Annotated in this window: 21 protein-coding genes and 2 pseudogenes; 9 read left to right on the top strand and 14 right to left on the bottom strand. The window is 68.9% G+C overall.

Annotation, left to right across the window (positions count from 1 at the left end):
• Positions 1-708, bottom strand: a complete 708-nt coding sequence (locus tag KXC42_RS12525) for an HAD family phosphatase (protein WP_064851807.1) — start codon at positions 706-708, stop codon at positions 1-3.
• Complete coding sequence (gene metH / locus KXC42_RS12520) at positions 701-4,270, bottom strand: methionine synthase (protein WP_033098342.1); 3,570 nt, start codon at positions 4,268-4,270, stop codon at positions 701-703. Before metH ends, KXC42_RS12525 begins: the two co-directional genes overlap by 8 nt.
• Positions 4,271-4,321: 51 nt before the next feature.
• Between metH and KXC42_RS12515 the strand changes: the two genes are divergently transcribed.
• Both KXC42_RS12515 and KXC42_RS12510 read left to right on the top strand, forming a co-directional pair.
• Positions 4,322-5,221 (top strand): PAC2 family protein, encoded by a 900-nt coding sequence (locus tag KXC42_RS12515; protein WP_006552160.1) that lies wholly within the window; start codon positions 4,322-4,324, stop codon positions 5,219-5,221.
• Entirely contained in the window at positions 5,218-6,363 is a 1,146-nt protein-coding gene (locus tag KXC42_RS12510) for an MFS transporter (RefSeq protein WP_006552159.1), read from the top strand. Before KXC42_RS12515 ends, KXC42_RS12510 begins: the two co-directional genes overlap by 4 nt.
• A gap of 151 nt (positions 6,364-6,514) precedes the next feature.
• Here the strand turns inward: KXC42_RS12510 and KXC42_RS12505 are convergent, their stop codons facing one another.
• On the bottom strand, positions 6,515-7,315 hold the full coding sequence (locus KXC42_RS12505; protein WP_219129092.1) for an AraC family transcriptional regulator ligand-binding domain-containing protein: 801 nt from the start codon (positions 7,313-7,315) through the stop codon (positions 6,515-6,517).
• Between KXC42_RS12505 and KXC42_RS12500 the strand changes: the two genes are divergently transcribed.
• Positions 7,290-7,889: an SDR family NAD(P)-dependent oxidoreductase gene (locus KXC42_RS12500; RefSeq protein WP_006552157.1), complete on the top strand. Its 600-nt coding sequence runs from the start codon at positions 7,290-7,292 to the stop codon at positions 7,887-7,889. The two genes, KXC42_RS12505 and KXC42_RS12500, sit on opposite strands and share 26 nt — an antisense overlap.
• A 25-nt stretch (positions 7,890-7,914) precedes the next feature.
• Here KXC42_RS12500 and KXC42_RS12495 read toward each other — a convergent pair whose 3' ends face one another.
• Positions 7,915-8,376 (bottom strand): 6,7-dimethyl-8-ribityllumazine synthase, encoded by a 462-nt coding sequence (locus KXC42_RS12495; protein ID WP_219129091.1) that lies wholly within the window; start codon positions 8,374-8,376, stop codon positions 7,915-7,917.
• 120 nt (positions 8,377-8,496) lie between these two features.
• Here KXC42_RS12495 and KXC42_RS12490 point away from each other — a divergent pair, with 120 nt between their 5' ends.
• From KXC42_RS12490 to KXC42_RS12475, 4 genes are all read left to right on the top strand, one after another.
• Positions 8,497-9,564 carry a helix-turn-helix domain-containing protein gene (locus KXC42_RS12490; protein WP_219129090.1) on the top strand — a complete coding sequence of 356 codons (1,068 nt, stop codon included), beginning with the start codon at positions 8,497-8,499 and terminating at the stop codon, positions 9,562-9,564.
• Positions 9,565-9,636: 72 nt separating this feature from the next.
• Positions 9,637-10,488: a trehalose-phosphatase gene (gene otsB / locus KXC42_RS12485; RefSeq protein WP_230810854.1), complete on the top strand. Its 852-nt coding sequence runs from the start codon at positions 9,637-9,639 to the stop codon at positions 10,486-10,488.
• Entirely contained in the window at positions 10,485-12,971 is a 2,487-nt protein-coding gene (locus KXC42_RS12480; protein ID WP_373922153.1) for a glycoside hydrolase family 65 protein, read from the top strand. Before otsB ends, KXC42_RS12480 begins: the two co-directional genes overlap by 4 nt.
• Positions 12,972-12,987: 16 nt before the next feature.
• Positions 12,988-13,752: an HAD family phosphatase gene (locus tag KXC42_RS12475; RefSeq protein ID WP_219129089.1), complete on the top strand. Its 765-nt coding sequence runs from the start codon at positions 12,988-12,990 to the stop codon at positions 13,750-13,752.
• Between the two features lie 3 nt (positions 13,753-13,755).
• On the opposite strand, the gene KXC42_RS12470 is transcribed toward KXC42_RS12475, so the two are convergent.
• Positions 13,756-16,122 carry a phosphoketolase gene (locus tag KXC42_RS12470; protein ID WP_219129088.1) on the bottom strand — a complete coding sequence of 789 codons (2,367 nt, stop codon included), beginning with the start codon at positions 16,120-16,122 and terminating at the stop codon, positions 13,756-13,758.
• Between the two features lie 215 nt (positions 16,123-16,337).
• Here KXC42_RS12470 and KXC42_RS12465 point away from each other — a divergent pair, with 215 nt between their 5' ends.
• Positions 16,338-16,568 (top strand): hypothetical protein, encoded by a 231-nt coding sequence (locus KXC42_RS12465; RefSeq protein WP_071935024.1) that lies wholly within the window; start codon positions 16,338-16,340, stop codon positions 16,566-16,568.
• A gap of 77 nt (positions 16,569-16,645) precedes the next feature.
• Positions 16,646-19,671 (top strand): annotated as a pseudogene (locus KXC42_RS27625) (Tn3 family transposase).
• 389 nt (positions 19,672-20,060) lie between these two features.
• On the opposite strand, the gene KXC42_RS27275 reads toward KXC42_RS27625, so the two are convergent.
• The 9 genes and pseudogenes from KXC42_RS27275 to KXC42_RS12430 form a co-directional block, all read right to left on the bottom strand.
• On the bottom strand, positions 20,061-20,531 hold the full coding sequence (locus KXC42_RS27275; RefSeq protein WP_255026475.1) for a hypothetical protein: 471 nt from the start codon (positions 20,529-20,531) through the stop codon (positions 20,061-20,063).
• A 51-nt stretch (positions 20,532-20,582) separates the two neighbouring features.
• Complete coding sequence (locus KXC42_RS27270; RefSeq protein ID WP_255026477.1) at positions 20,583-21,011, bottom strand: hypothetical protein; 429 nt, start codon at positions 21,009-21,011, stop codon at positions 20,583-20,585.
• A gap of 167 nt (positions 21,012-21,178) precedes the next feature.
• Entirely contained in the window at positions 21,179-22,312 is a 1,134-nt protein-coding gene (locus KXC42_RS12450; protein WP_255026479.1) for an NAD(P)/FAD-dependent oxidoreductase, read from the bottom strand.
• Positions 22,313-22,418: 106 nt separating this feature from the next.
• Positions 22,419-22,520: pseudogene (locus tag KXC42_RS27265) on the bottom strand (hypothetical protein); the annotation flags it as partial.
• A 105-nt stretch (positions 22,521-22,625) separates the two neighbouring features.
• On the bottom strand, positions 22,626-23,171 hold the full coding sequence (locus KXC42_RS27260) for a cytochrome C biosynthesis protein (protein ID WP_235194085.1): 546 nt from the start codon (positions 23,169-23,171) through the stop codon (positions 22,626-22,628).
• A complete protein-coding gene (locus KXC42_RS27255; protein ID WP_235194086.1) occupies positions 23,168-23,530 on the bottom strand; it encodes a hypothetical protein in 363 nt (120 codons plus the stop codon). The genes KXC42_RS27260 and KXC42_RS27255 overlap by 4 nt, the downstream gene beginning before the upstream one ends.
• Entirely contained in the window at positions 23,530-24,045 is a 516-nt protein-coding gene (locus tag KXC42_RS12440) for a hypothetical protein (protein ID WP_005180213.1), read from the bottom strand. Before KXC42_RS12440 ends, KXC42_RS27255 begins: the two co-directional genes overlap by 1 nt.
• A gap of 87 nt (positions 24,046-24,132) precedes the next feature.
• The gene (locus tag KXC42_RS12435; protein ID WP_005180211.1) at positions 24,133-24,456 is read right to left on the bottom strand and encodes a hypothetical protein; all 324 of its coding nucleotides are present in this window, start codon (positions 24,454-24,456) and stop codon (positions 24,133-24,135) included.
• Entirely contained in the window at positions 24,453-24,839 is a 387-nt protein-coding gene (locus KXC42_RS12430) for a helix-turn-helix transcriptional regulator (protein ID WP_004018626.1), read from the bottom strand. The genes KXC42_RS12435 and KXC42_RS12430 overlap by 4 nt, the downstream gene beginning before the upstream one ends.
• Positions 24,840-24,928 lie beyond the last annotated feature (89 nt).

The following is a 24,928-nucleotide window of genomic DNA, read 5'->3' as shown; positions in this document are numbered from 1 at the left end:
TCAGGGCACCCCCGCACCGTGCAGCTCGTGCAGATCCTCGGCGCTCAACCCCTCGAGCGTGGACCGGAACACCCGCCGCTCCGAGCCGGGCACATCCACCAGTGACGGCACCACCAGCACCGTGCACCCGGCTGCATCCGCCGCGGCCGCCCCGGTCGGGGAATCCTCCACCGCCAGACACTGCGCCGGATCCAGACCGAGCAACTCCGCAGCCCGACGGTAGGGCGCCGGATCGGGTTTGCCGGCCGGCACCTCGTCGCCACACACCGAATGATCGAAATGCTCACGGCCCAGGGTCGCGAGGGCCACCTCACACAACGCCCGCTCGGTGTTGGTCACCAGCACCGACCCCAGTCCCGCCTCGCGGACGGTGCGCAGCGCGGCCTGCGCGCCGGGCCGCCACGTGAGCCCGTCGGCGAACAACCGGCCCATGTAGTCGGTCAGCCACGCCGCCGCAGCCGCCGCCTCGTCCGGGGTCGGTTCCAGACCCAACCCGGCGAAGGTGCGCAGCACCGCCAGATCCATCGGCCCCCCGATCGTGGAGATGCGGGTCTCGTCGCTCATCGGCCCACCGAGATGCAACGACAACTCGTGCATCCCGATGTCCCACAAGCGTTCCGATTCGAGCAGGGTGCCGTCCATGTCCCACAGCACCGCCCGCAGCGCACCGGTCTGCACCGCGAGCGGCGCCTCCACCCGATCAGACATTGAAGTACTTCGCCTCCGGGTGGTGCAGCACGAACGCATCGGTGGACTGCTCGGGATGCAACTGCAGCTCCTCCGACAGCTCCACCCCGATCCGCTCGGGTTCGAGCAGCTCGACCAGTTTGATGCGGTCCTCGAGATTCGGGCACGCGCCGTAACCGAACGCGAACCGGGCACCGCGGTAGGCAAGCTTGAAGTACTCCGCGACCTCCTCCGGATCCTCGTCCGCGGCCGTGCCGCCCTCGGCGAACGCCAGCTCCTGCCGCACCCGCCGATGCCAGTACTCGGCCAGCGCCTCGGTCAGCTGCACACCGATGCCGTGCACCTCGAGATAGTCGCGGTACGAATTCGACGCGAACAACTCGTTCGCGAAGTCCGCGATCGGCTGCCCCATCGTCACCAACTGGAACGGCCACACATCCACCTGGCCCGACGCGAGCGCATCCTCCCGCGACCGCACGAAATCGGCGATGCACAGGAACCGCGAACGCTGCTGCCGCGGGAAGGTGAACCGGTAACGCTCGGGAGCATCCGGGCGCGGCTCGGTCAGCACCACCACGTCGTCACCCTCGGACACCGCCGGGAAGTAGCCGTACACCACCGCCGCGTGCTGCAGGATGCCCTCGGTCGCCAACCGGTCCAGCCAGTACCGCAACCGCGGCCGGCCCTCGGTCTCCACGAGCTCCTCGTAGCTCGGGCCGTCGCCACCGCGCTGCCCGCGCAGGCCCCACTGCCCCAGGAACAGCGCACGCTCGTCGACCAGCGCCGCATAGTCGGCCAGCGGGATGCCCTTGATCACCCGGGTGCCCCAGAACGGCGGCGTCGGCACCGGCAGATCCTTCGCGACGTCACTGCGCTCGGGGATCTCCGCCGGCGTTTCCGCGGCCTTGCGCTTCTCCGCGATCCGCTTGCTGCGCTCGTGCCGCTCCTTGCGCTCGGCGGCCTTGCGGGCGGCCTCGATCGCCTCCGGACTGTCCGGCGCCGGACCCTCACCGCGCTTCTCGGCCATGACCCGGTCCATCAGCGACAGACCCTCGAACGCATCGCGCGCGTAGGACACCTTGCCCTCGTAGACCTCCGCCAGATCGTTCTCGACGTAACTGCGGGTCAGCGCCGCACCACCGAGCAACACCGGGAACTGCTCCGCGACCCCGCGGGAGTTGAGCTCCTCGAGGTTCTCCTTCATCACCACCGTCGACTTCACCAGCAGACCCGACATGCCGATCACATCGGCGCGCTTGTCCACCGCCGCGTCGAGGATCGTCGCGATCGGCTGCTTGATGCCGAGGTTGACCACCTCGTAGCCGTTGTTCGACAGGATGATGTCCACGAGGTTCTTGCCGATGTCGTGCACATCGCCCTTGACCGTCGCCAGCACGATCCGGCCCTTGCCCTCGTCGCCCGTCGACTCCATGTGCGGCTCGAGGAACGCCACCGCGGTCTTCATCACTTCGGCGGACTGCAGCACGAACGGCAACTGCATCTGACCCGACCCGAACAGCTCACCGACAGTCTTCATGCCCGACAGCAGCGTGTCGTTGATGATCGCCAGCGGCGGGGTGGTCCTCATCGCCTCGGTCAGATCGTCCTCGAGACCGTTGCGCTCGCCGTCGACGATGCGCCGCTCGAGCCGCTCGAACAGCGGCAACGCCGCCAGCTCCTGCGCCCGCGACTCGCGTGCCGACGCCGCCGACACCCCCTCGAACAGCTCCATCAGCTTCTGCAGCGGGTCGTAACCCTCGCTGCGCCGGTCGTACACCAGATCCAGCGCGACCTGCCGCTGTTCCTCCGGGATCCGCGCCATCGGCAGAATCTTCGACGCGTGCACGATCGCCGTATCCAGACCCGCCGCGGTGCACTCGTTCAGGAACACCGAGTTCAACACCTGCCGCGCCGCCGGATTCAGACCGAACGACACATTCGAGATGCCCAGCGTGAAGTGCACCTCCGGATGCGTCTCGTGGAGGCGGCGGATCGCCTCGATCGTCTCGATCGCATCGCGCCGCACCTCCTCCTGACCCGTCGAGATCGGGAAGGTCAACGCATCGACGATGATGTCCTGCGGCGACAACCCCCACCGACCGGTCAGATCCGCGATCAACCGCTCGGCGATGCGCACCTTGTGCTCGGCGGTGCGGGCCTGGCCCTCCTCGTCGATCGTCAACGCGACCACCGCCGCGCCGTGCTCGACGACGTGCTCCATGATCCGCTCGAACCGCGAACCCGGACCGTCGCCGTCCTCGTAGTTCACCGAGTTCACCGCACACCGACCACCGAGATGCTCGAGACCCGCCTTGATCACGTCCGGCTCCGTCGAGTCGATCATGATCGGCAACGTCGACGACGTCGCGAACCGCGACGCCAGCTCCGCCATGTCCGCCGCCCCGTCACGCCCGACATAGTCGACGTTCAGATCAAGCATGTGCGCACCGTCGCGGATCTGATCCTTCGCGATGTCCAGGCACTTCTGCCAGTCCGCGGCGAGCATCGCCTCCCGGAACGCCTTCGACCCGTTCGTGTTGGTCCGCTCACCGATCATCAGGATCGACGCGTCCTGCTCGAACGGCACCGAGGTATACAGCGACGACACACCCGGCTCCGGCTGCGCGGCGCGCGGCGCCGGCTGCACCCCCCGCACCGCCGCCGCAACCTGCCGGATGTGCTCGGGGGTGGTGCCGCAGCAGCCACCGACGAAGGTCAACCCGTACTCGGAGACGAAACCTGCCAGGGCCTCGGCGAGCTCCTCCGGCTGCAGCGGGTACTCGGCGCCGTTCGCGCCCAGCACCGGCAGACCCGCATTCGGCATCACCGACACCGGGATCGTCGCGTGCTGCGACAGATACCGCAGGTGCTCGCTCATCTCCGCCGGACCGGTCGCGCAGTTCAACCCGATCAGGTCGATGCCGAGCGGCTCGAGGGCGGTCAGCGCGGCACCGATCTCGGAACCGAGCAGCATCGTGCCGGTGGTCTCCACTGTCACGTGGGTAACGATCGGGATCCGGCGACCGGCCTGCTCCATCGCCCGCTTGCTACCGATGATCGCGGCCTTCGCCTGCAACAGGTCCTGACAGGTCTCCACCAGGATCGCGTCGGCACCACCGTCGAGCATGCCCAGCGCCGCCTCACCGTAGGCGTCGCGCAGCGCAGCGAACGGCGCGTGGCCGAGGGTGGGCAGCTTCGTACCCGGACCCATCGACCCGATCACCATCCGGGCCATGCCGTCGGCGCCGGGACCCATCTCGTCGGCGACCTCGCGGGCGAGGCGGGTACCGAGCTCGGACAGCTCACGGATGCGGTCGGCGATGTCGTAGTCGGCGAGGTTGGGCAGGTTGCAGCCGAAGGTGTTCGTCGAGACGACATCGGCGCCGGCCTCGAAGTACGCCCGGTGGATCCCCCGGATCACATCGGGACGAGATTCGTTGAGGATCTCGTTGCACCCCTCCAAACCGCGGAAGTCGTCGAGCGACAGATCCGCGGCCTGCAACATGGTGCCCATCGCCCCGTCTCCGATGACAACGCGCTGGCTCAGCGCATCGAGCAGGACAGAATGAAGTGGGGTGGACATGCCCTTCAGACTAGTGGGCGCCCGGATCGGGCCGGGTCGTAGGCTGGACGAGTGAGTACACCAGAGTTTCCCGAGACCCCGGACCAGGACGTCCCCGTCCTGCGCGATCCGGTGCTCGTCGCCGCCTTCGAAGGGTGGAACGACGCCGGCGACGCCGCCAGCGGCGCCGTCGAACACCTCGAGTTGATCTGGGACGCCGAGCCGTTCGCGGAGCTGGACTCCGAGGAGTACTACGACTACCAGGTCAACCGGCCGCAGGTGCGGCTCGTCGACGGGGTCACCCGCGAGATCGACTGGCCCACCACCCGGCTGTCGCTGTGCTCCCCGCCCGGCAGCGACCGCGACATCGTCCTCCTGCACGGCATCGAGCCGAGCATGCGCTGGCGCAGCTTCTGCGACGCCATCATCGAACTCGTCGACGAGTTCGAGGTCCACACCGTCGTCCTGCTCGGCGCACTACTCGCCGACACCCCGCACACCCGCCCGGTCCCGGTGACCGGCACCGCCTACAGCTCCGAGGCCGCCGAACGCTTCAAGCTGCAGACCTCCCGCTACGAAGGACCCACCGGGATCACCGGCGTGCTGCAGGACGCCTTCGTCCGCGCGGGCATCCCCGCGGTGTCGTTCTGGGCGGCGATCCCCCACTATGTGTCCAACCCGCCGAACCCCAAGGCCACCGTGGCGCTGCTGCGCCGCGTCGAGGACGTCCTCGACCTCGAGGTGCCCCTTGGCGAACTCCCCCTCCTCGCCGAGGAGTGGGAACAGACCGTCACCGACATGATCGAGGACGACGAGGAGATCGCCGAGTACGTGCGCACCCTCGAGGAGCGCGGCGACGCCGAGGCCGAGGAGGACATCTCCGAGGTCATCGCCAAGATCGACGGCGACGCCCTCGCCGCCGAGTTCGAACGCTATCTGCGGCGACGGGGCCCCGGCGGCTTCAACAAGTGAGGGATCTGCGCGAACCGCTGCAGCGCACGGCGCTGTACGCGGGCGGCTTCCTCGGTCCCTTCGGCGGCAGTGTCGTCGTGTCGATGCTGCCGGAGATCGGCGCCGACACCGGTGTGTCCACCGGCACAGCCGCGACGACGGTCACCGCCTATCTCGGTGTGTTCGCCGCCGCGATGCTGTTCTCCGGCACGCTCGGCGCACGGTGGGGACGCGTCCGCACCGTGCGCACCGCCTATCTCGTCTACGCGGCGGTCTCGATCGCTGCGGCGCTGGCGCCGACCTTCTCGGTGCTCATCGGCACCCGCATGCTGCAGGGCGCGGCCAACGCGTTCACCACTCCGCTGCTGCTCGCGGCGCTGGCCGTTATCACCCCGAAGGACAGGCTCGGCCGCGCTCTCGGATTGTTCGGGGCGATGCAGGCCGCCGGCCAAACCGTCGCCCCACTGATCGGCGGTCTCGCCGCCGAGGTGAGCTGGAGATGGGCGTTCGTCGTGCTTGCCGGCGCCGCGCTGCTCCTGGCGCTCGCCGGCCTGCCCGAATCGGTGCGCGACGACCCGTCCGGTACCACTCGGGTCCGACTGCGCGACGCGCTGACCCCGCGCGTCCTGCGTATCGGGCTGGTCGCATTGCTCGGTTGGGGTGCGCTCGGCGGACTCGGATTCCTCCTCGCCTTCCGGGTCGAGGACGACTTCGGGTTGTCCCCGTCCGAACGCGGCGTGGTACTCACCGTGTTCGGACTCGCCGGCATCCTCAGTTCCCGGCCGGTCGGGATGCTCATCGACCGCGTCGGTGCCCGCGCGATCGTGCTCATCGGCGCGGTGAGCGGCGCAGCGCTGGTCGTGGTCGTCGGTACCGTCCCGTGGCTCGTCGTGCTCGGCGTCGCGTGGTTCCTGGCAGGTATCGCTTCGCAGTTCATCCTCGTCGGGGTCAACGCCGCGGTGCTCGGTGGGCCGGGCGGCAACCGCGGTGGCGCGGTGTCCGTCGTGCAGGCCTTCCGCTTCGGCGGTGCGGCCTTCTCCCCTCTCCTGCTGACGCCGGTGTACGGCGCCGACCCGGTCCTCGCGTTTCTGCTGCCTGCCGCGCTGCTCGGTGTGCTCGTTCCCCTGGCCATGACTCGACGCCCTGAGGCATCGAGCCGCTGACACCGACGTTCTCCTGGCAAGTTTGGTGGTTGGTAGCTGGTGCCCCGCTGTGCGGTGAGTAGGTCCTGAAGGAGGATAGATTCTTATTTTCTATGATTTCCGTATTATTCAGAATATCTCCAAGGGCTCTCGAACCGGTCCCGCAGTCGCCTCAGACCGAGCGTCTCTCCCTTCCTCGCCCACCCGGCGTCGGCCGGTCCACCGCTGGAACGCCACCGAGAAGCTCGACGCATCGGCGTAGCCCAGACGGTGCGCCACCCTCTCCACCGGCAGGCCCGCATCCAGCAGCTCCCCCGCCATCGTCCCCCAGCGTCTCGGCCACGATCGCCCGATACGAGGCCCCCTCCTCCCCCAGCGTCTCGGCCACCTGGTCCTGCGTGGGGCCCTCCGCGGCCCGGCGCAGCAGCACTTCCCGCACGCGGGCGCCGAGCTCGCTGTGGTTCTGTCTGCGCTGCAGCAGTTCCGCGCACTCCCGCAGCAGTACGGCGGCGGCCTCCGGGCTCGTGGTCGGCATGGGCCGGTCCAACGCCCGCGCGTCCACTACCACCGCATGCGTCGACGCCGTCGTCTTCACCAGGAACCCCCGGTCGCGAAACACCGGCGCGATCCGCTCACCGAGCGATTCGGCCACCTCGATGCGACGGATCTCGGACGGCTGCCCCCACAGCGCACCCCAATGGGCGAGAATCCCCGGGACGTCGCGCTCCAGCAGGAAGCCCCGCAGCTGCGCCGGCACGTGCCGGTCGTCGAGGCAGAAGCGGACTTCGTCGCCCGCATACTCCAGGGCGGCGCGCGAGAAGGCGAAGGTGAGATCGAAGAAACGGGTGCCCACCTCGATGCCGTCGCGCACCGTCGCACAGCTCATCAGGGCGTAACCGAAGATCCCGTGCACCGCCGCCCGGATCGATGCGCGCTTCGGCACCACGGTGTTCCGGTGGCCTCTGGACGTCACCGACCGAGGGTCCTTCGACGAATTCCTCAGCCTGGCCCACATGGAGTTCGGCGGGATCGACGTGCTCGTCAACAACGCCGGTATCATGCCCACCGGCGCGTTCCTCGAGGAGACCGACTCGGTCACCGACCGGCAGATCGACATCAACGTCCGCGGTGTGATCCTCGGTTCGAAGCCGGCCGCGGCGCGGTTCACCGAACAGGGCTACGGACACATCGTCAATCTCGGCTCCGTCGTGGGCATCGAAGGCGCCCCCGGCCTCACGGTGTACTCCGCGACCGAGCACGCCGTGATCGGCCCGGACGAGGTCGCCGCCGCGATCGTGCAGGTGATCGCGACGGCTCGTCCCGGCCTGCGGTACGTGCCCCGCACGGCGGGCGCGATCCTCGGAGCGCGGAAGGCGGTGCCGGAAGCGACCCGTCACCGCATCACCGCGGCATTCGGTCTGCAGTCGCTGGCACTGAACACCGACGAGACCGCGCGGGCGGCCTACCGTCGGCGCACCGAGGCTCCGAACCAGGCAGCGGCCGGCGAGGACTCGGCGGCGAAGAATCCCTCCGGCAGCGCACGCTGATCCGACGCGCGCTGCCGACCGGGGCTCAGTCTCCGGTCGGCAGCGCGCGCAGCGAGCGCACCGTGGCGTCGACGGCGCGAGCCGCCTCGGCGCCCTTCTTGACGAAGTGCCGCGTGAAGTACTCGACGTGCTCGTCGTGCTCGTGGAAGTTGTGCGGGGTGAGCACGACGGAGAAGACCGGCACATCGGTGTCGAGCTGGACGCGCATCAGGCCGTCGATCACCGCGGTGGCGACGAAGTCGTGCCGGTAGATGCCGCCGTCGACGACCAGCCCGGCCGCGACGATCGCGTCGTAGCGCCCGGTCTTCGCCAGTCGCTTGGCGTGCAGCGGGATCTCGAAGGCGCCGGGGACCTCGACGAAGTCCAGGGCGTCCTGCGAGACGCCGAGGCGGGTGATCTCCTCGGTGAAGCCTGTACGTGCCTGGTCGACGATGGTGCGGTGCCAGGTCGCCTGAACGAACGCGATGCGCCCGGTGATGTCGGTCATGGTCACGAAACTAGCGCATGCCGCGTCATAGTTTGCGGTGCGGGAGAGGGGCTGTTCCGCCCTATGGGATTTCGATTATTTCTCTTTTCCGTCATGCACAGAGTGACTACGGTGGTGGATGTGACACAGTCGGCTCCCGTCCCCGAGAACACCATCGGTCCCCGCCCCGAGCGGTACATCGACATCTACCGTCGCGCCACCGCCCGACTCGAGGCGTGCCTGCCGCTCGGCTGGTCGCTGTCGAGCGACCGCCCCCGCTCCCCCGAGGCACCCACCCGGATGCTCGTCTCCGCCCCCGACGGCGACACCGTGTCCTTCTCCGTGGTCGCCTCCCGAGGTGTGCTCTCCGGCGACGTCGCGCGCATCGCCGCCGACCTGTCCGACTCCGACCGCGGCTTCGTGTGCGCCCACTATCTGTCCGATCCGGTGCGCCGCCAGCTCGACCGGCACGGCATCTCCTACGCCGACGCGACCGGCAACCTCTCGCTCGTCGCCGACCGCCCGGCGGTGTGGGTCCGCGACCGCGGCGCCGACGCCGACCCGTGGCGCGGCCCGGGCCGCCCGTCCGGGGTGCTCACCGGCGAACCGTCCGACCGCGTGGTGCGCGCACTCGCCGATCACGTCGGGGAGATCTCCGTCCCGGAACTGATCAAGCTGTCCGGCGCGTCCACCGGCGCGACCTACCGCGTCGTCGAGGTGCTCGTCGAACGTGAGCTCGTGCGCCGGGTCCCGCGCGGCCCTATCGTCGAGGTGCGCTGGGAACCGATGCTGCGGGCCTGGGCCGCCGAGCGGAAGGTGTGCGCGGTCCGCCGGTTCACCGCCCCCGAGGGCGTCACCGCGACCCGCGCGCGACTGGCCGAACGCATCGACATCCCCTACGCGCTCACCGGCGTCGGCGCCACCGACTACGCGGCCCCGACGCTGCTCGAGGTCTACGCCGACGACCCCGACGACTTCGCCGACAGTCTCGGACTGCGCCCGGTCGAGCACGGCGGCGACGTCGTGGTGGCGATCCCCTGGTCGCCGGTGGTCTTCGAACGGATGGACCGTCGCAGCGGACTGCGTCATGCCGCCGTCTCACACGTCTACGCCGACCTGCTGACCGGCCCGTTCCGCAACGACGATGCCGCCGAACACGTCCGCTCCCGGCTCACCGCGGACGAGCACTGGCGACGCCCGGTCCGCTGACCGCTGCATCCGGCCGATCCCCCTCCCCGGATCCACGGCCGAGCCTTTCGATCTTTGTGTACGGTGCGAACCATGACGGGTCGCCGCGACGACAGGAGTACCGATCAGATGACCGCGCCGCGCACCGTGGAGGACCTACCGTCGGCACTCGACGGCGCCGCTCTGTCCGATCGTCTCGCGGGCCGCCGGCCCGCGGTCTTCCTCGACTACGACGGTGTGCTCACCCCGATCGTCGCCCGTCCCGAGGACGCGGTGTGGTCGGATGCCATGCGCCGCACCGTCCGTGAACTCGCCGACCGCGTGTCGGTGTGCATCGTCACCGGCCGCGACCGCGACGTCGTCCAGCAGCTCATGGGTGTCGACGATCTCGTCGTCGCCGGCAGCCACGGTTTCGACATCTGGAGCCCCACCCACGGGCAGATCGCCCACGACGTCCTCACCGACTTCACCGATCTGATCACCGAGACCACCGAGACCCTGCGCACCCGCCTGGACGGTCTCGACGGTGTCGGCATCGAACCGAAGCGCGCGTCGGTTGCCGTGCACTACCGGCAGGCCTCCCCCGAGGTGCACGACCGGGTGGGTGCGATCGTCGAGACCCTGTTGCAGGAGAACCCCGACCGGCTCGCCGTGGTGCCGGGAAAGATGGTTTACGAACTCAAACCGGCCGTGGACTGGAACAAAGGCAAGGCGGTCCTGCACCTGATCGAGGTCCTCGGTCTCGCCTCCGACGACGTCGTGCCGCTCTATCTCGGCGACGACATCACCGACGAGGACGCCTTCCGGGCGTTGCGGGGTCGCGGCATCGGGATCCTCGTCGGCAGCCCCGACGACCCGGAGATGGCCGGACGCCGCACCGACGCCGAGTTCGTCCTCGCGTCGGTCGACGACGTCGAACGTTTCCTGTCGGCCCTGGGTAGATGACAGCGCCGCCGGGTGACAGCACCGCCGGACAGTTCGTGTCGAGTACGACCCGCCAGGAGGTTCGCGTGTACGACCCGGAGTTCACCCTCGACTACGACGGTTTCGATCCAGACGACGAACCCCTGCGCGAAGCCCTGACCTCGACGGGCAACGGCTACTTCTGTTCACGCGGCACCGCCGAGTGGGAAGACATGGGCGAGGTCCATTATCCGGGGACCTACGCGCATCGTTGCTACAACCGCGAGACCACCATCATGGGTGGCAGCCCGGTCCTGAACGAGGATCTGGTCAACCTCCCGAACTGGCTCGTGCTGAAGCTGCGCATCGACGGCGGCGAGGCGATCCGCCTGGCACAGGTGGAGATCCTCGACTACCGGCACGTCTACGACATCCGCACCGCCACCGTGGTCCGCGAACTGCGGTTCCGGGATCGGCACGGCCGCGAGACGTCGCTGTGCAGCAGGCGGTTCGTGAGCATGGAGCATCCGAACCAGGGGGCGCTCGAATGGTCGCTGACCCCGGAGAACTGGTCGGGGCGGGTCGAGATCGTCACCGCCCTCGACGGCCGGGTCTCCAACCGCGCCGTGGCCCGCTACCGCGATCTCGAGGCACGGCACCTCGATCCGGTCTCGCCGCGCACCTACGGCCCCGAGACGATCGCGCTGAAGGTGCAGATCCGCCAGTCCGACACCTACATCGCCCAGGCCGCCCGCACCCGGGTGTTCCGGGAGGGCTCGTGCGGGGCGATGCTCGTCGACCGCGATCTGTACCAGATGGAGGACTACATCCAGCAGGTCCTCTCCTTCGACATCGCCGAGGGCTCGACGGTGCGCATCGAGAAGATGGTGGCGATGTTCACCTCCCGCGACGACGCGATCACCGAGCCCCTCGCGTCGGCGGGCCGGCACGTGTTGCGCTATCCGGATTTCGCCGAGGCGTACGACGAGCACGTCGCGGCCTGGGACGAGTTGTGGGACATCTGCGACATCCGGCTGCCGCGGGAGCCGCGCGCGCAGTTGCTGTTGCGTCTGCACGTCTCGCACGTGCTGCAGGTCTGCTCACGGCACACCGCGCGTCTCGACGCGGGAGTGCCGGCGCGCGGACTCAACGGCGAGGCTTATCGCGGGCACGTGTTCTGGGACGAGATGTTCGTCTATCCCTTCCTGAACATGCGGGTCCCCGAGATCACCAAGGGACTGATCCTCTACCGTTACCGCCGGTTGGGCGAGGCGCAGGCCGCGGCGAGCGAGGCCGGTTACCGCGGCGCGATGTTCCCCTGGCAGAGCGGCAGCGACGGCACGGAGGAGACCCAGACGGTGCATCTCAATCCGATGTCGGGGCAATGGGATCCGGACTTGAGCCGGAACCAGCGTCACGTCAGCGCCGCGATCTTCTACAACGTGTGGCACTACTACCAGGCCACCGACGACGTCGACTTCCTCGCCGACTACGGCGCCGAGATGATGCTCGAGATCGCGCGGTTCTGGGCGTCGATCGCGCACTACAACCCGGACCGGGACCGCTACGAGATCCATGGGGTGATGGGCCCGGACGAATTCCACGAACGGTATCCGGGAGCCACCGAGGGCGGTCTGCGCAACAACGCGTACACCAACGTGATGGTCGCGTGGATCGCGGCGCGCGCCCTGGATGTCTTCGAGGTGTTGTCGAAGAGCCGGCGCACGGCCCTGCGGGCCCGGTTGCGGGTCACCGACGAGGAACTGCGCACCTGGTCGGAGATGAGCCGGAGAATGTTCGTGCCCTACCACGACGGGGTGATCAGCCAGTTCGAAGGCTACGAGGATCTCGAGGAACTCGACTGGGAGCACTACCGCACGGAGTACGGCAACATCGGTCGGATGGACCGCATCCTGCGGGCGGAGGGCCGCGACCCGGATGCCTACAAGGTGGCCAAGCAGGCCGACACGGTGATGCTGTTCTTCCTGTTCGACGACGCCGAGCTGCGGCAGGTGTTCGAACAGCTCGGCTATCCGTTCGATCGCGACCTCGTGCGCCGCACCGTCGACTACTACGACCAGCGCACCTCGCACGGGTCGACGCTCAGTCACGTGACGTTCGCCGGTGTGCTCGCGACCTTCGATCCGCAGTCGTCGTGGCTGCGGTTCAAGCTCGCGCTCGAGAGCGATGTCAGCGACCTGCAGGGCGGCACCACCAAGGAAGGCATCCACATGGGGGTCATGGGCGGCACCCTCGATCTGGTGCAGCGCTACTACGTCGGTGCCCGCGCGTACGGCGACGTGCTCGTCTTCCGGCCCAAGCTCGTCTCGCACCTCGACGGGGTGTCGTTCTCCATGCGGTACCGCGGCACTCCCCTGCGGGTGCGGATCGACGGCGACAAGCTGTCGGTGCGCGCCGAGACCGAGGGCTTCCGGGTGCCGGTGCAGGTCGCGGTGGACGGCGAACTCGTCGAGCTCGGCGCCGGCGAGTCGCACGAGTTCCGGCTCGCCGCCGTCCCTGCCTGACCGCGAGGAGGGCATCGTGGCCGAGACGCAGTCGCGGTTCCGTGCGGTGATCTTCGACGTCGACGGGGTGCTCGTCGATTCACCGCACGAGACGGCGTGGCGGGAAGCGCTGGCGGAGTTGATGACCGGCGAGTGGCGCGACCTGCAACCCGAGACCTCCTGGACCGACGACGCGTTCACCGCGGCGGTGTACCGGCAGGTGCTGTCGGGTCGGCCGCGGATGGACGGCGCCCGCGCCGCGCTCGAATACTTCGCGGTGCCCGACGCCGAGCGCCGCGCGGTGGACTACGCCCAGCGCAAGCAGGCCCGGTTGCTGCGGTTGATCGACGAGCGCCGGTTCCGCGCCTACGACGACGGGGTGCGCTTCGTCGCGGCCGTGCAGGCGGCGGGGATCGCGGTGGCCGCGGCGTCCTCGTCGAAGAATGCCGGGCTGTTCCTGCGGGCGGTCCCCGCCCACGACCGTCCTGGCGAGACGCTGCTCGACCGGTTCGACGCGGATCTGTCCGGCCGCCCGGTCGCCCACGGCAAACCCGACCCGGAACTGTTCCTCACCGCCGCCGACGAACTCGAGGTGCCCGCCCAGGCGTGCGTGGTCGTCGAGGACGCGATCAGCGGGATCCGGGCGGCGAAGGCCGGCGGCATGTGGGCGCTCGGTGTCGCCCGTTTCGACGACGCCGCCGACCTCGAGGACGCGGGCGCCGATCTGGTGGTGACATCCCTCGACGAGGTCGACGTCGACGCCTTCACCGCCGGGCGACTGGCCCGCCGCGGATCGGTTTGACGCTCAGTCTATTCCGACGCCCTGCCAGTGCCAGTCGGTGATCACCGGCATGTCCTCGCCGTGGGCACGCACGTAGCGGGTGTGTTCGGCGAGGATGTTCTCGAGTTCCTCGCGGGCGTGCCCGGCGATCGGCCGGATCCGCTCGACGCGGTCGAGGACGTCGAGCGCGAGGTGGTAGCGGTCGATGCGGTTGAGCACGCACATGTCGAACGGTGTGGTGGTCGTGCCCTCCTCGATGTAGCCGTGGACGTGGAAGTTCTCGTGGTTGGTCCGCCGGTAGACGAGACGGTGGATCAGCCACGGATAGCCGTGGTAGGCGAAGACCACCGGCTTGTCGGTGGTGAACAGCGCGTCGAAGTGCGCGCCCGGCAGCCCGTGCGGGTGCGCCCGGTCGTCCTGCAGCCGCATGAGGTCGACGACGTTGACCACCCGGATCCGCAGGTCGGGGAAGCGGCGGTGCAGGATGTCGACGGCTGCGAGGGTTTCCATCGTGGGGATGTCGCCGGCGCAGGCGAGCACCACATCCGGTTCGACGTCGCGGTCGGTCGAGGCCCACTGCCAGATCCCGATGCCCTTGCGGCAGTGGGTCATCGCGTCGTCGATGTCGAGGAACTGTACGGCCGGTTGCTTCCCGGCGACGATCACGTTGATGTACTGGCGGGTGCGCAAGCAATGATCGGCCACCGAAAGCAGGGTGTTGGCGTCCGGCGGCAGGTAGACGCGCACGACCTCGGGTTTCTTGTTGACGACGTGGTCGATGAATCCGGGATCCTGGTGCGAGAAGCCGTTGTGGTCCTGCCGCCACACGTGGGAGGTGAGCAGGTAGTTCAGCGACGGGATGGGGCGGCGCCAGCGGATCCGGTTCGTGGTGAGCAGCCATTTGGCGTGCTGGTTCACCATCGAGTCGACCAGGTGCGCGAAAGCCTCGTAGCTGGAGAACAATCCGTGCCGGCCGGTGAGCAGATACCCCTCGAGCCAGCCCTGGCAGGTGTGTTCGGACAGGATCTCCATGACGCGGCCGTCGGGGGCGACCCGGTCGTCACCCGGCTCGATGCGCGCGTTCCAGGTGCGGTCGGTGGCGTCGAGGACCGCGTCGAGGCGGTTGGAGTTGTTCTCGTCGGGCGCGAACATCCGGAAGTTCGTGGCGTTGCGCCGCATGACGTCGCGCAGGAAGGTGCCGAGGATGCGGGTGGCCTCGCCGGTGGCGGTGGCCGGTTCGGGAACGTCGACGGCGTAGTCGCGGAAGTCGGGCAGGATCAGATCCCGCAGCACCGCTCCCCCGTTGGCGTGCGGGTTGGCGCTCATCCGCCGGGTGCCGCGGGGCGCGAGGTCGCGCAGGGCCGCGACGGGAATGCCGTCGTCGTCGAACAACTCCTTCGGCCGGTAGCTGCGCAGCCACTCCTCGAGGAGGCGGCGGTGCTCGTCGTTCCTGCGCGGATCACCGATCGGCACCTGGTGGGCGCGCCACGTGCCCTCGACCGGGGCGTCGTCGACCTCCACCGGGCCGGTCCAGCCCTTGGGGGACCGGAGCACGATCATCGGCCACGCCGGGCGGGTCGCGTTTCCCGAGCTGCGGGCGGTCTGCTGGATCTCGGAGATGCGGTCGAGCGCCGCGTCGAGGGCGGCGGCGAAGCGCCGATGCATGTCGGCGGGATGGTCGCCGGCGACGACGATCGGTTCGTGCCCGTAGCCGCGCAGCAGCGAGATCAGTTCGTCCTCGCCGATGCGCGCGAGCACCGTCGGGTTGGCGATCTTGAAACCGTTGAGGTGCAGGATCGGCAGTACCGCGCCGTCGCGGCGCGGGTCGACGAATTTCGTCGAATGCCAGCTCGCGGCGAGCGGTCCGGTCTCGGCTTCGCCGTCGCCGACGACCGCGGCGACGATCAGATCGGGATTGTCGAAGGCGGCGCCGTAGGCGTGCGAGAGGGAGTAGCCGAGTTCACCGCCCTCGTGGATCGATCCGGGGGTCTCGGGGGCGACGTGGCTGGGAATGCCGCCGGGGAACGAGAACTGGCGGAACAGGCGCCGCATGCCGTCCTCGTCGCGGGAGATATCCGGGTAGACCTCGCTGTAGGTGCCTTCGAGCCACGCCGCGGCCACCGGTCCGGGTCCGCCGTGACCGGGACCCATGACGTACATCATGTCCAGGTCGCGGGTGGTGATGGCGCGGTTGAGGTGCGCGTAGACGAAGTTCAATCCCGGTGTGGTGCCCCAGTGTCCGAGCAGCCGCGGTTTGATGTGTTCGGGCCGCAGCGGTTCGCGCAGCAGCGGATTGTCCATGAGGTAGATCTGGCCGACGGACAAATAGTTCGCGGCCCGCCACCACGCGTCGAGGGTGTCGAAGTCGGTGTCGGTGGTGGGGAGCTGCATCGTTCTCCTCGTCGTCGCTGATATCCGGCGCCGGCCAGGGCTTTCCCGCGAAAGCGCATGCGGGGCCCGGCCTGCCGCGTACCCTCGCTCGGAACGGTACCCAATCGGGGAGGTACCCACTCCCGGTACCGACCGGAACGATCCGACACCGGAAGTCGAATGCGAATGCCCTGGGTCAGGACCGCACAGTCGATTACGAAGCACCGCAGCGGCTGGTGATCCATCCCGTTCGCAGGCCGCGCGGTGGGGGTGATCGGGCGCTCGTGGCGTTCGCACACCTGGTCACGGCGGTGGCCGGTGGCCGCGGCTACTGGTTCGACGAGATGTACATGCTGGCCGTGGGCCGCAATCACCTCGACTGGGGGTTGGCCGACCAGCCGCCGGTCGCGCCGCTGATCGCATGGGTCGCCGAGGTGGTCGTGCCCGGGTCGGTCCTCGTGGGGTAGCCGTAGTACTCGGGAAAAATCGGGCGGATATGGCCAGGTAACCTGCTGACCTGGGAGTCTTCGTACTCAGGTGGGAGATGCGGGTGGCAGGCCAGGTGTTCACCGAAGAAGAGTTGATGTCCCTGCGGAGGTTCCCGGAGATCGGGCGGGAGGAGCTGTTCCGCTTCTTCACATTAACCCCGGCCGATGCGGCGTTCGTCGACCCAGGTCGAGGTCGCGGTCCAGCCGACCGGCTGGGTCGTGCTGTTGCCCTGTGCACGCTGCCGTGGCTGGGTTTCGTACCCGATGACGTGACCTCCGCACCACGGTCAGCGGTTCTGCGGCTGGCCGAGCAGCTTCGAGTCGATCCGGATGCGATCGGCTCCTACGGGCGGCGAGCAAAGACCCGCACAGATCATTTACTACTGGCGGCAAGGTATCTCGGGTGGCGGACGCCGACGACGTTGGAGTTCAAGGAACTCGACGAGTTCCTGTTGGCGCGGGCGATGGAGCACGATTTGCCGACCCTGCTGTTTCGGCTGGCCTGTGAATACCTGACCTCGGCGAAGGTGATCCGGCCGGGTCCGCTGACGGTGGTCAAGCGGATTGCCCATGCACGAGAGGTGGCGCAGGGAGAGACATTCGCCCGGCTGGCGCACGAATTCACCGCCGAACGCCGGACCGGACTCGATGGCCTGCTGGTGACCGATCCGATGATCGGAATGACCCGGCTCCGGTGGCTGGGTACCGGACCGGTGGAGGCCTCACCCGCCGCGGTGAAGGCCGAGATCGCGAAGTTGGAGTTCCTGCGCTCCCTCGGCGCGGACACCCTGGACTTGTCGGCACTGCCCGCGGAGCGGCGCCGGTTCCTGGCCACGATGGGTCGCCGCCTGACCGCGCAGGCGTTGACACGACGTGAGCCGCAACGGCGGTACCCGATCCTGCTGACGCTGGTGGCGCAGTCGGCCACCGAGGTACTCGACGAGGTGATCCAGTTGTTCGACCAGGCCATCTCGGCGCGGGAGAGCAAGGCCGGACACAAGATGCGCGAAGCGCTGGCCGAACGCGCCAAGTCCGGGGAGGACCGGCAGTCGCTGTTAGACGCGATCCTAGCCATCGTCGCCGACCCGGCGATGCCGGACGAGCAGGTCGGCGCACTGATCCGCGGCGAGAAGATCGGATGGCAACGGTTGCGGCCGGCGCAGTCGACCGCGCTGCCACCATTGCCGCGCGATCACGGCCACCTCGCCTCGCTGGACGGCTCCTACGGGTACCTGCGGCAGTTCACCCCACAGGTGCTGGCAGCAGTGACCTTCGCCGGCGGCACCGCCGCCACCGAGCTGCTGGGGGCGGTGGCGATCCTGCGGCACTTGAATGCCACCGGTGCCCGCAAGGTCCCCGACGATGCTCCGAACGGGTTCGTACCCGCCCGCTGGCGCGGCTACCTGGACACGGCGACCGAAAGCGGCAACACCAGCGCGTACCGCCCGCCACTACTGGGAGCTGTGCGTGCCGCTCGCCTTGCGCGACGGGCTGCGGTCGGGGGATGTGTGGGTGCCGGGCTCGCGCCGCTACTGCGATCCGACCGCCTACCTGCTCACCCGCGAAAAGTGGGCCGACCAGCGTGCAGAGTTCTGTCGACTGGTCGGCAAACCCGCCGACGCCACCACCGCGCTGGCCCAGCTGCAGGACGAGCTGCACACGGCGCTGGGCGAACTGGAACAGACTCTCAGCGAAGGCGACGGCCCGGTCCGCCTCGATGAGCGGGGCGATCTGGTGATCTCTCCATTGCCTGCGGAGGACGTGCCAGCCGAGTCGGTGGCACTCAAGGCGGAGCTGACCGAGATGCTGCCGTTCGCGCCGATCGTGTCGCTGTTGATCGAGATGGACCAGCGCACCGGGTTGCTGGACTGCTTCACCCACGCCGGCGGCAAGGCGACCCGCAGCCCGGAGCTGAAACGGAATCTGATCGCGGTGCTTCTGGCGCACGCGACCAACCTCGGGTTGACCCGCATGGCGGATGCCTGCGGCATCTCCTACGACACGCTGGCTTGGACCGCAGAGTGGTACGTGCGGGAGGAGACACTGCGGGCGGCGAACCTCGCGCTGATCGGCTACCACGGCCGTGTTGCCGCTGACCCCGATTCTCGGCTCCGGCACGCTGTCGTCCTCGGATGGGCAGCAGTTCCCCACCCGCGGAAAATCGATCACGTCCAGGGCATTGAGCAGGTACTTCGCGCACGAGGGGCTCTCGACGTACACGCACGTGACCGACCAGCACACCACCTACGGGACCAAGATCATCGTCGCGACGAAACGCGAGGCGCACTATGTGCTCGACGAGATTCTCGGTAATGCCACCGATATCCCGATCACCGAACACGCCACCGACACGCACGGGGTGACGCTGGTCAACTTCGGCCTGTTCGACCTGCTGGGGTTGCAGCTCTCCCCGCGGATCCGGGATCTGGGCAAGATCACCCTGTACCGGACCGGCCCGAAATCACAGGCAGAGGCAAAGTCCCCGCTCGCGGGGCCGCTGCTGACCCGGCGGGCCAACCTCGAGCTGATTGCCGCGCACTGGGACGATCTGTTGCGCCTGTCCGGATCGCTAAAGTTCGGGCATGCCACCGCGTCGCTGCTGGTCGGCAAACTCTCCGCGTCGACCCGGCAGAACGCGCTCGCCGCAGCCCTCAAGGAGTACGGTGCGGTGCGGCGCACCATCTACGCTGCTCGCTATCTGTCCGATCCCGCGTACCGACGCAGGATTTCCCGTCAGCTCAACAAGGGCGAGTCGCTGCACGCCCTCAAACGTGACTTGCTGTATGCCCACGAGGGCACGATCCGTGCCCGCCACCTCGAGCAGCAGACCGAGCAGGCTTGGTGCCTGACGCTGGTCACCAACGCTATGGTGACCTGGACAACCGAGTACTACGGGCTGGCGGTCGAGTCGATGCGCAAGTCCGGACGGGCTATCGACGACGAGGTCCTGACCCATATCTCCCCGGCGCACAGCGAGAACATCAACTTCTTCGGCTCTATCGACGTCGACATCGAGGGTGAGCTGGCTCAGCTCGGCCCCACCGGTTACCGGCCGCTACGGATTGCCGACACCCTGTTCTGAGCGCCGCCTGACAGAGACAACCGCGCCCGATGGCAGGTTCCCGGGCAGGAGCGGTTTACGGATTCGGCGCTCGACGGTGTCGGTCGGTGCGCGGTGACAGCGGTGGTGGACGCCCTCGACCAGAACCCGTCATGGCGCTATTCCAGTACGTCCAGGGGGCGAACCCGTCGGCGTGCTCGTCGCGCAGCACGCCAGCAGGCAGAGCCGTACAGCCCCGTTTCGAGATCGTGGGCGCGGCACATAGCACGCCGAACGCGACCCGGGATCGGACTTCCTCAACATACTGAACATTTGTTTTCTGTTGGGGTCACGGTAGTAATGGCGCAAAAAACAACGAAGTTCGCGTAGTGCCTGGTCAGCGGGTAGACGGACGCTCTTGTTGGTGGCCGCTATCGGTGGCTGCGGTCGGGGCCGATGAGGCTGGTGATGCCGCGCATGGCTGCCGGTGAGGGTTTGAAGTAGCGGCGTAGGTTCTCGGGTTTGCGGTGGCGGGACTTGGCCATCAGCTCCACCAGGCTGGCACCGGCCTCGCCGAGATGCGTCAGGCCGGAATGCCGAAGTTCGTGCAGATCCCAACCGGTGCCGGGCCCATTCGTCGCGGTGGCGGCATCCAGCACGGCGCGGGCCTGGCCGTAGGACAGCCGGGCCAGCCCGGTGTCGGGGCAGATGTCCCGGTCGGCGGCGGCCTTTCCGGGGCCCGGTCGGCGGTGGGTGACGAACAGCGGTCCGCGGGTGCGGCCCTTGGTGAGGCGTGGCAGGAGCCGGGCGGTGCCCGCGTCCCAGTACACGAGCTCGTGCGCGTACTCGTGGTAGGTGGCACCGCGGCGGCGGGTGCGGGGCTTGGCGCCCTTGGACTTCACCGGGCAACACCGCCCGGCCAGATCGAGGTCCTCGATGTTGACCTGGAGCAGTTACTCGGTGCGGGCGCAGGTTTCGTAGAGCATCCGCCACAGCGTCTTCTCCCGGAGGTCGATGTCGCGGCGGGCGATGAGCCGGTCGATCGCGGTGCGCGAGTGCACCGGGGTGGTGGAGTCCGGTGGAGTGGAGCGTTTCACCCAGGCCGGGACCGCCGGGGCGGTGTGGCCGTGCTCGCGGCACCACGCCAGCCACGACGCGACCGCGGCGCGGCGGGCGTTCCAGGTGTTGACTGCTGAGGAGCCCCACAGGGTTTCGAGGGTTTCACCGATCTCATCGTCGGCGACGTCGGCCAGCCGCCGGGTCTCGCCGAGCGTGGCGGTGGTCTTGTCGACGGCGATGCCGTAGGCGCGGCGGGTGTTCGGGGAGCCGATCGAGTCGAGGAAGCTGTCGCCGGCGGCGCGGACGGTGATCCCGGACGGCACGGTGGTACCTCCCTCACTGGGCTTGCCGCAGATAACAGGTCCGCGTCGCGCACCGCCGGAGCGGAGTCGGCGCAGGCCGGATGTCATGATGCTACAGATAACAGGGTGTTATCCGTGGCAGTCGGAAAATGGCCTCACCCGAGTACCGGGCGATGCTCATGGGGTGTCTATGCGCCGATTTCGCGGTGGACGCCGCCGGCGGCGGTGTTGACCGCTTCGGCGAGGGTGGGGTGGATGTGGATGGCTTGGGCGAGTTGGGTGTAGGTGGCGCCGGTGGTCATGGCGGTGACGGCCTCGTGAACGAGGTTCCCGCCGTCGGGTCCGGCGATGTGGCAGCCGAGGATACGGTCGGTGGCGGCGTCGGCGACGAATTTGACCAGGCCGCGGGTGTTGCCGATGGCGCGGGCTTTCACGACGCCGGTGAAGTCCTGGCGCCCGACGACGACGTCGTAGCCGGCGGCGCGGGCGGCAGGTTCGGTGAGCCCGACGGCGCCGACTTCGGGGTCGGTGAACACCGCGTGAGGCACGATGCGCCCGGTCGTGGTGCGGTCCTGGCTTCGGAATATGGTGCGGTAGACGATGTCGGCGTCGTCGCGGGCGGTGTGGGTGAACATGGGCCCGCCGCGCAGATCGCCGAGCGCCCAAACATTTTCGGCGTCGGTGCGCAGGGAGGCGTCGACGGTGAGGAAGCCCTGTGGGTCGGGTTCGAGACCGAGGTACTCGAGGCCGAGATTGTCGCTGTTGGGGGTGCGTCCTGTCGCGATCAGCAGGTGGCTGCCGGTGATGTCGTCGGCTTCGCTGCCGGTGCAGCCGAGCCGGATGTTCCCGGTGGTGCCGGTGGCCGCGGTGCAGGTGGTGCCGGTGAGCACGGTGATGCCGTCGGCGGTCATGCCCTCTCTGACGGCGGCGGAGATGTCGGGGTCCTCGCCGGGCAGCAGCCGGTCGGCGCGTTGGATGAGGGTGACCTCGGAGCCGAATCGCCGGAACATTTGGGCGAACTCGCAGCCGACGTAGCCTCCGCCGACGACGAGCAGATGTGAGGGCAGGTCGGTGAGGTCCAGCAGGGTGCGGGAAGTGAAGTAGGGGACGGTGTCGAGGCCGTCGATGGCGGGGATGGTGCTGCGGGTGCCGGTGACCAGCAAGATCCGGTCGGCGGTCAGGTCGGTGCCGTCGACGGTGAGTGTGCGGGGTGCGGTGAAATGTCCTGTGGCGTGGTAGAAGTCGAGGTCCGTTGATTTCTCGACGGTGCGGTAGGAGCCCGCGCGGATGGAGTCGACGATGGTGTTCTTGCGGTCGACCACGGCGGCCAAATCGACGGTGACCGGTTCCGGGTAGGCGGACCCCGAATTCGGCGGCGCGGCGCGCCTGGTGCGCCACGGCGGCGGAGGCGATCATGGTCTTGGTGGGGATGCAGCCGCGGTTGAGGCAGGTCCCGCCGAGCAGTTCTTTCTCCACGAACGCGACGCGGCCGTGCCGGGCCGCGCGCAGCGCGAGCGGCAGGCCGGCCATGCCGCCGCCGAGTACCAGGGTGTCGTAGCGTTCGCTCATGTGCTCGGTGCCTTTCCTCGATCGAATCGCTCTGGAAGGGGTACGGCAGTCGACCGGTCGGCGCGGTCAGCGCGCGTGTTTCTCCTCGATTGTGGCGGGTGCGGGGGCGCAGCAGTCGTTGTCGGGGGTGGCGTCGCGGTGTCGGGCCCGGGTGTTGCGGGCAACGACGGTGGCGGCAAGCGTGGCGGCCACGGCCGCCACGGCGAGAATGATGACCGTGCCGGTGTGGTTTTGAATCCAGATGCTCACCGCGGCGGACCAGGCGGTGGAGCCCATCGCGGCACCACCGGTACTGCCGATAGCGGCGGGCCACCAATACCAGACGAGGTAGGCGCCGGTAGCGACGAGCACGACGGCGGTGATGCGGGTGCCGTGGCGGGCGAGCACCGCGAGGTAGCGGGTGGCAGCGGTGCCCGCCGCGGCGGTGGCGAGGCTGACCAGCAGCAAGACCGTCGCGGCCCCGGCGGCGTAGACGGCGAACACCACCAGCAGCGCTGCCCATCCGGCGGTGGCCTGGGCTTGGGCGATCACGGCGAGCAGCACCCCGAAGGTGCACGACAGCGACGCGGCCGCATAGCCGGCACCGGCGGCCACCATACCGGTGGTGGTCATCGATGCGCGGGGCGGGCGCTGAGCGCGGCGGGGCAGGCGCAGGCCAAGGCCACGGCCGGTGAGCATGACCAGCCCGAGCACCGCCAGCGCCGCGCCGACGGCCAGGCCGAGGCGGGGGCCGCGGCGATGAGCGCGCGGGCGCCGGCGCTGACGGCCAGGCCCGCCGCGGCGAGGGTGCCCGCGAATCCGAGGGTGAGCGCGGTCCCGGCGCGCAGGGCGCGCGCCATGCGGACCGGGAACGCGTCGGTGGTGGTGTCGCCGAGGGTGTGGGTGATCCAGGCGGGCAGCAGCGCGAATCCGCACGGGTTGACCGGGGCGAGCATCCCGGCGGTGAACGCCAGCGCCAGCAGTCCGCCCATCACGCCGCTCCCGCGTCGCGCAGTGCGGTGGTGATCTGGTCGGCGGACGGGTCGGTGGCGCGGTAGGTGACCTTGCCCGCCGGATCGACCACGACCAGCGTCGAGAGCGACGCCACCGAGAGTCGTGTGGTGAGGGTGGCGCCGGTGTCGATCACGGCGGGCAGCGCCTGGGTGCCGGTGAAGTCCTGGAACCCGGCCACCGTCTGCGCGGATTCACCCGGATCCATGTCGACCAGCACGAACGACGCCTTGTCGCCGAGTTGTCCGGCCGCCTGCGCCACCGATTTCGCGCCGCCCACGCATTCGCCGCAGCCGACGGAGAAGAAGAACAACGCGGTCGGCTTGTCACCGGGCACGCTGATGGAGGTGCCGGTGACGGTGTCGACCTGCACCGGCGCCACCGGATCCTGCGCCGTCGTGTCGGTCGAGGTGCACCCGGTGAGGGCCAGGGCTGCGGACAGCGCCAGCGCGGCGGCGGCGAGGGCGGGGCGGCGAAAGCGTGGCAGAGTGGCCATTCGAGGACAGTGGCCTTTCGTGCGGGGGGCGAGGGAGTGTCAGCGCGGTCTCGCGACCGCTCATCGGGGTGTCAGAGTTCGAGACGGTCATGCCGGGGTTTCCGTCCGGTCGCGGTCGGCCGGAGCCGACCGAGGGGATCCGGGTCGGGGCGGACAACACCCCGTGGCCTTACGGGCGCGGCGCCGCAGGGTGTAGCCGACGGCGGCGGCCACGACCAGCACGCCTGCGGCAAGCAGCCACGGGCTGGTCAAGACACCGCCGAGACCGGCGAGCACGCCGCCGGCGATCAGGGCGGGACCGGCGCAGCAGGCGACCATCACCAGCACGCCACCGGCCACTGCGAGCAGACCACCGAACCCGCCCGAGTCGTTGTCGGGTGTGTTCATCGCCTTGTTGTCGGGTGTGTTCATCGCCGCCCACTACCGTCCGCGGCGGGGATGCGCGGGCAGCAGCCCAGCGCGGCGGAGTTGTCGGCCGCCAGCGACCGCGCCAGCATCACCAGGTCAGCTACCCGCGGATCACCCACGGAGTACCGCAGTTTCTTCCCGTCGCGGCGCGCGAGGACATACCCGCAGTCGGCCAGGCAGGACAGGTGTACCGACACCCGGGGCTGCGAGATGCCGGCGTGTTCGACGCAGTCGGCGGAGGTGCGCTCCCCGGCGAGGATGAATTCGAGGAGCTTGAGCCGGGTCGGATCCGACAGGGCGCGAAAAAACTTCGCCGTCGTATCCAGATGCGTACACGCCGACTCGGCACCGGGCACGGTGACAGTGGCGGTGGTGGACCGGGCCATGGGATCGCCTCCACGAGACTTGAACTATTCGGATAAACGCATAATATGGTTCCGGTAGATATTCGTCAACACGAATAGCAGCCGTTGTC

The sequence above is a fragment of the Rhodococcus sp. LW-XY12 genome, assembly GCF_019317345.1.
Classification (GTDB): domain Bacteria; phylum Actinomycetota; class Actinomycetes; order Mycobacteriales; family Mycobacteriaceae; genus Rhodococcus; species Rhodococcus pyridinivorans.
This window is presented reverse-complemented; position numbering and strand designations above follow the sequence as displayed.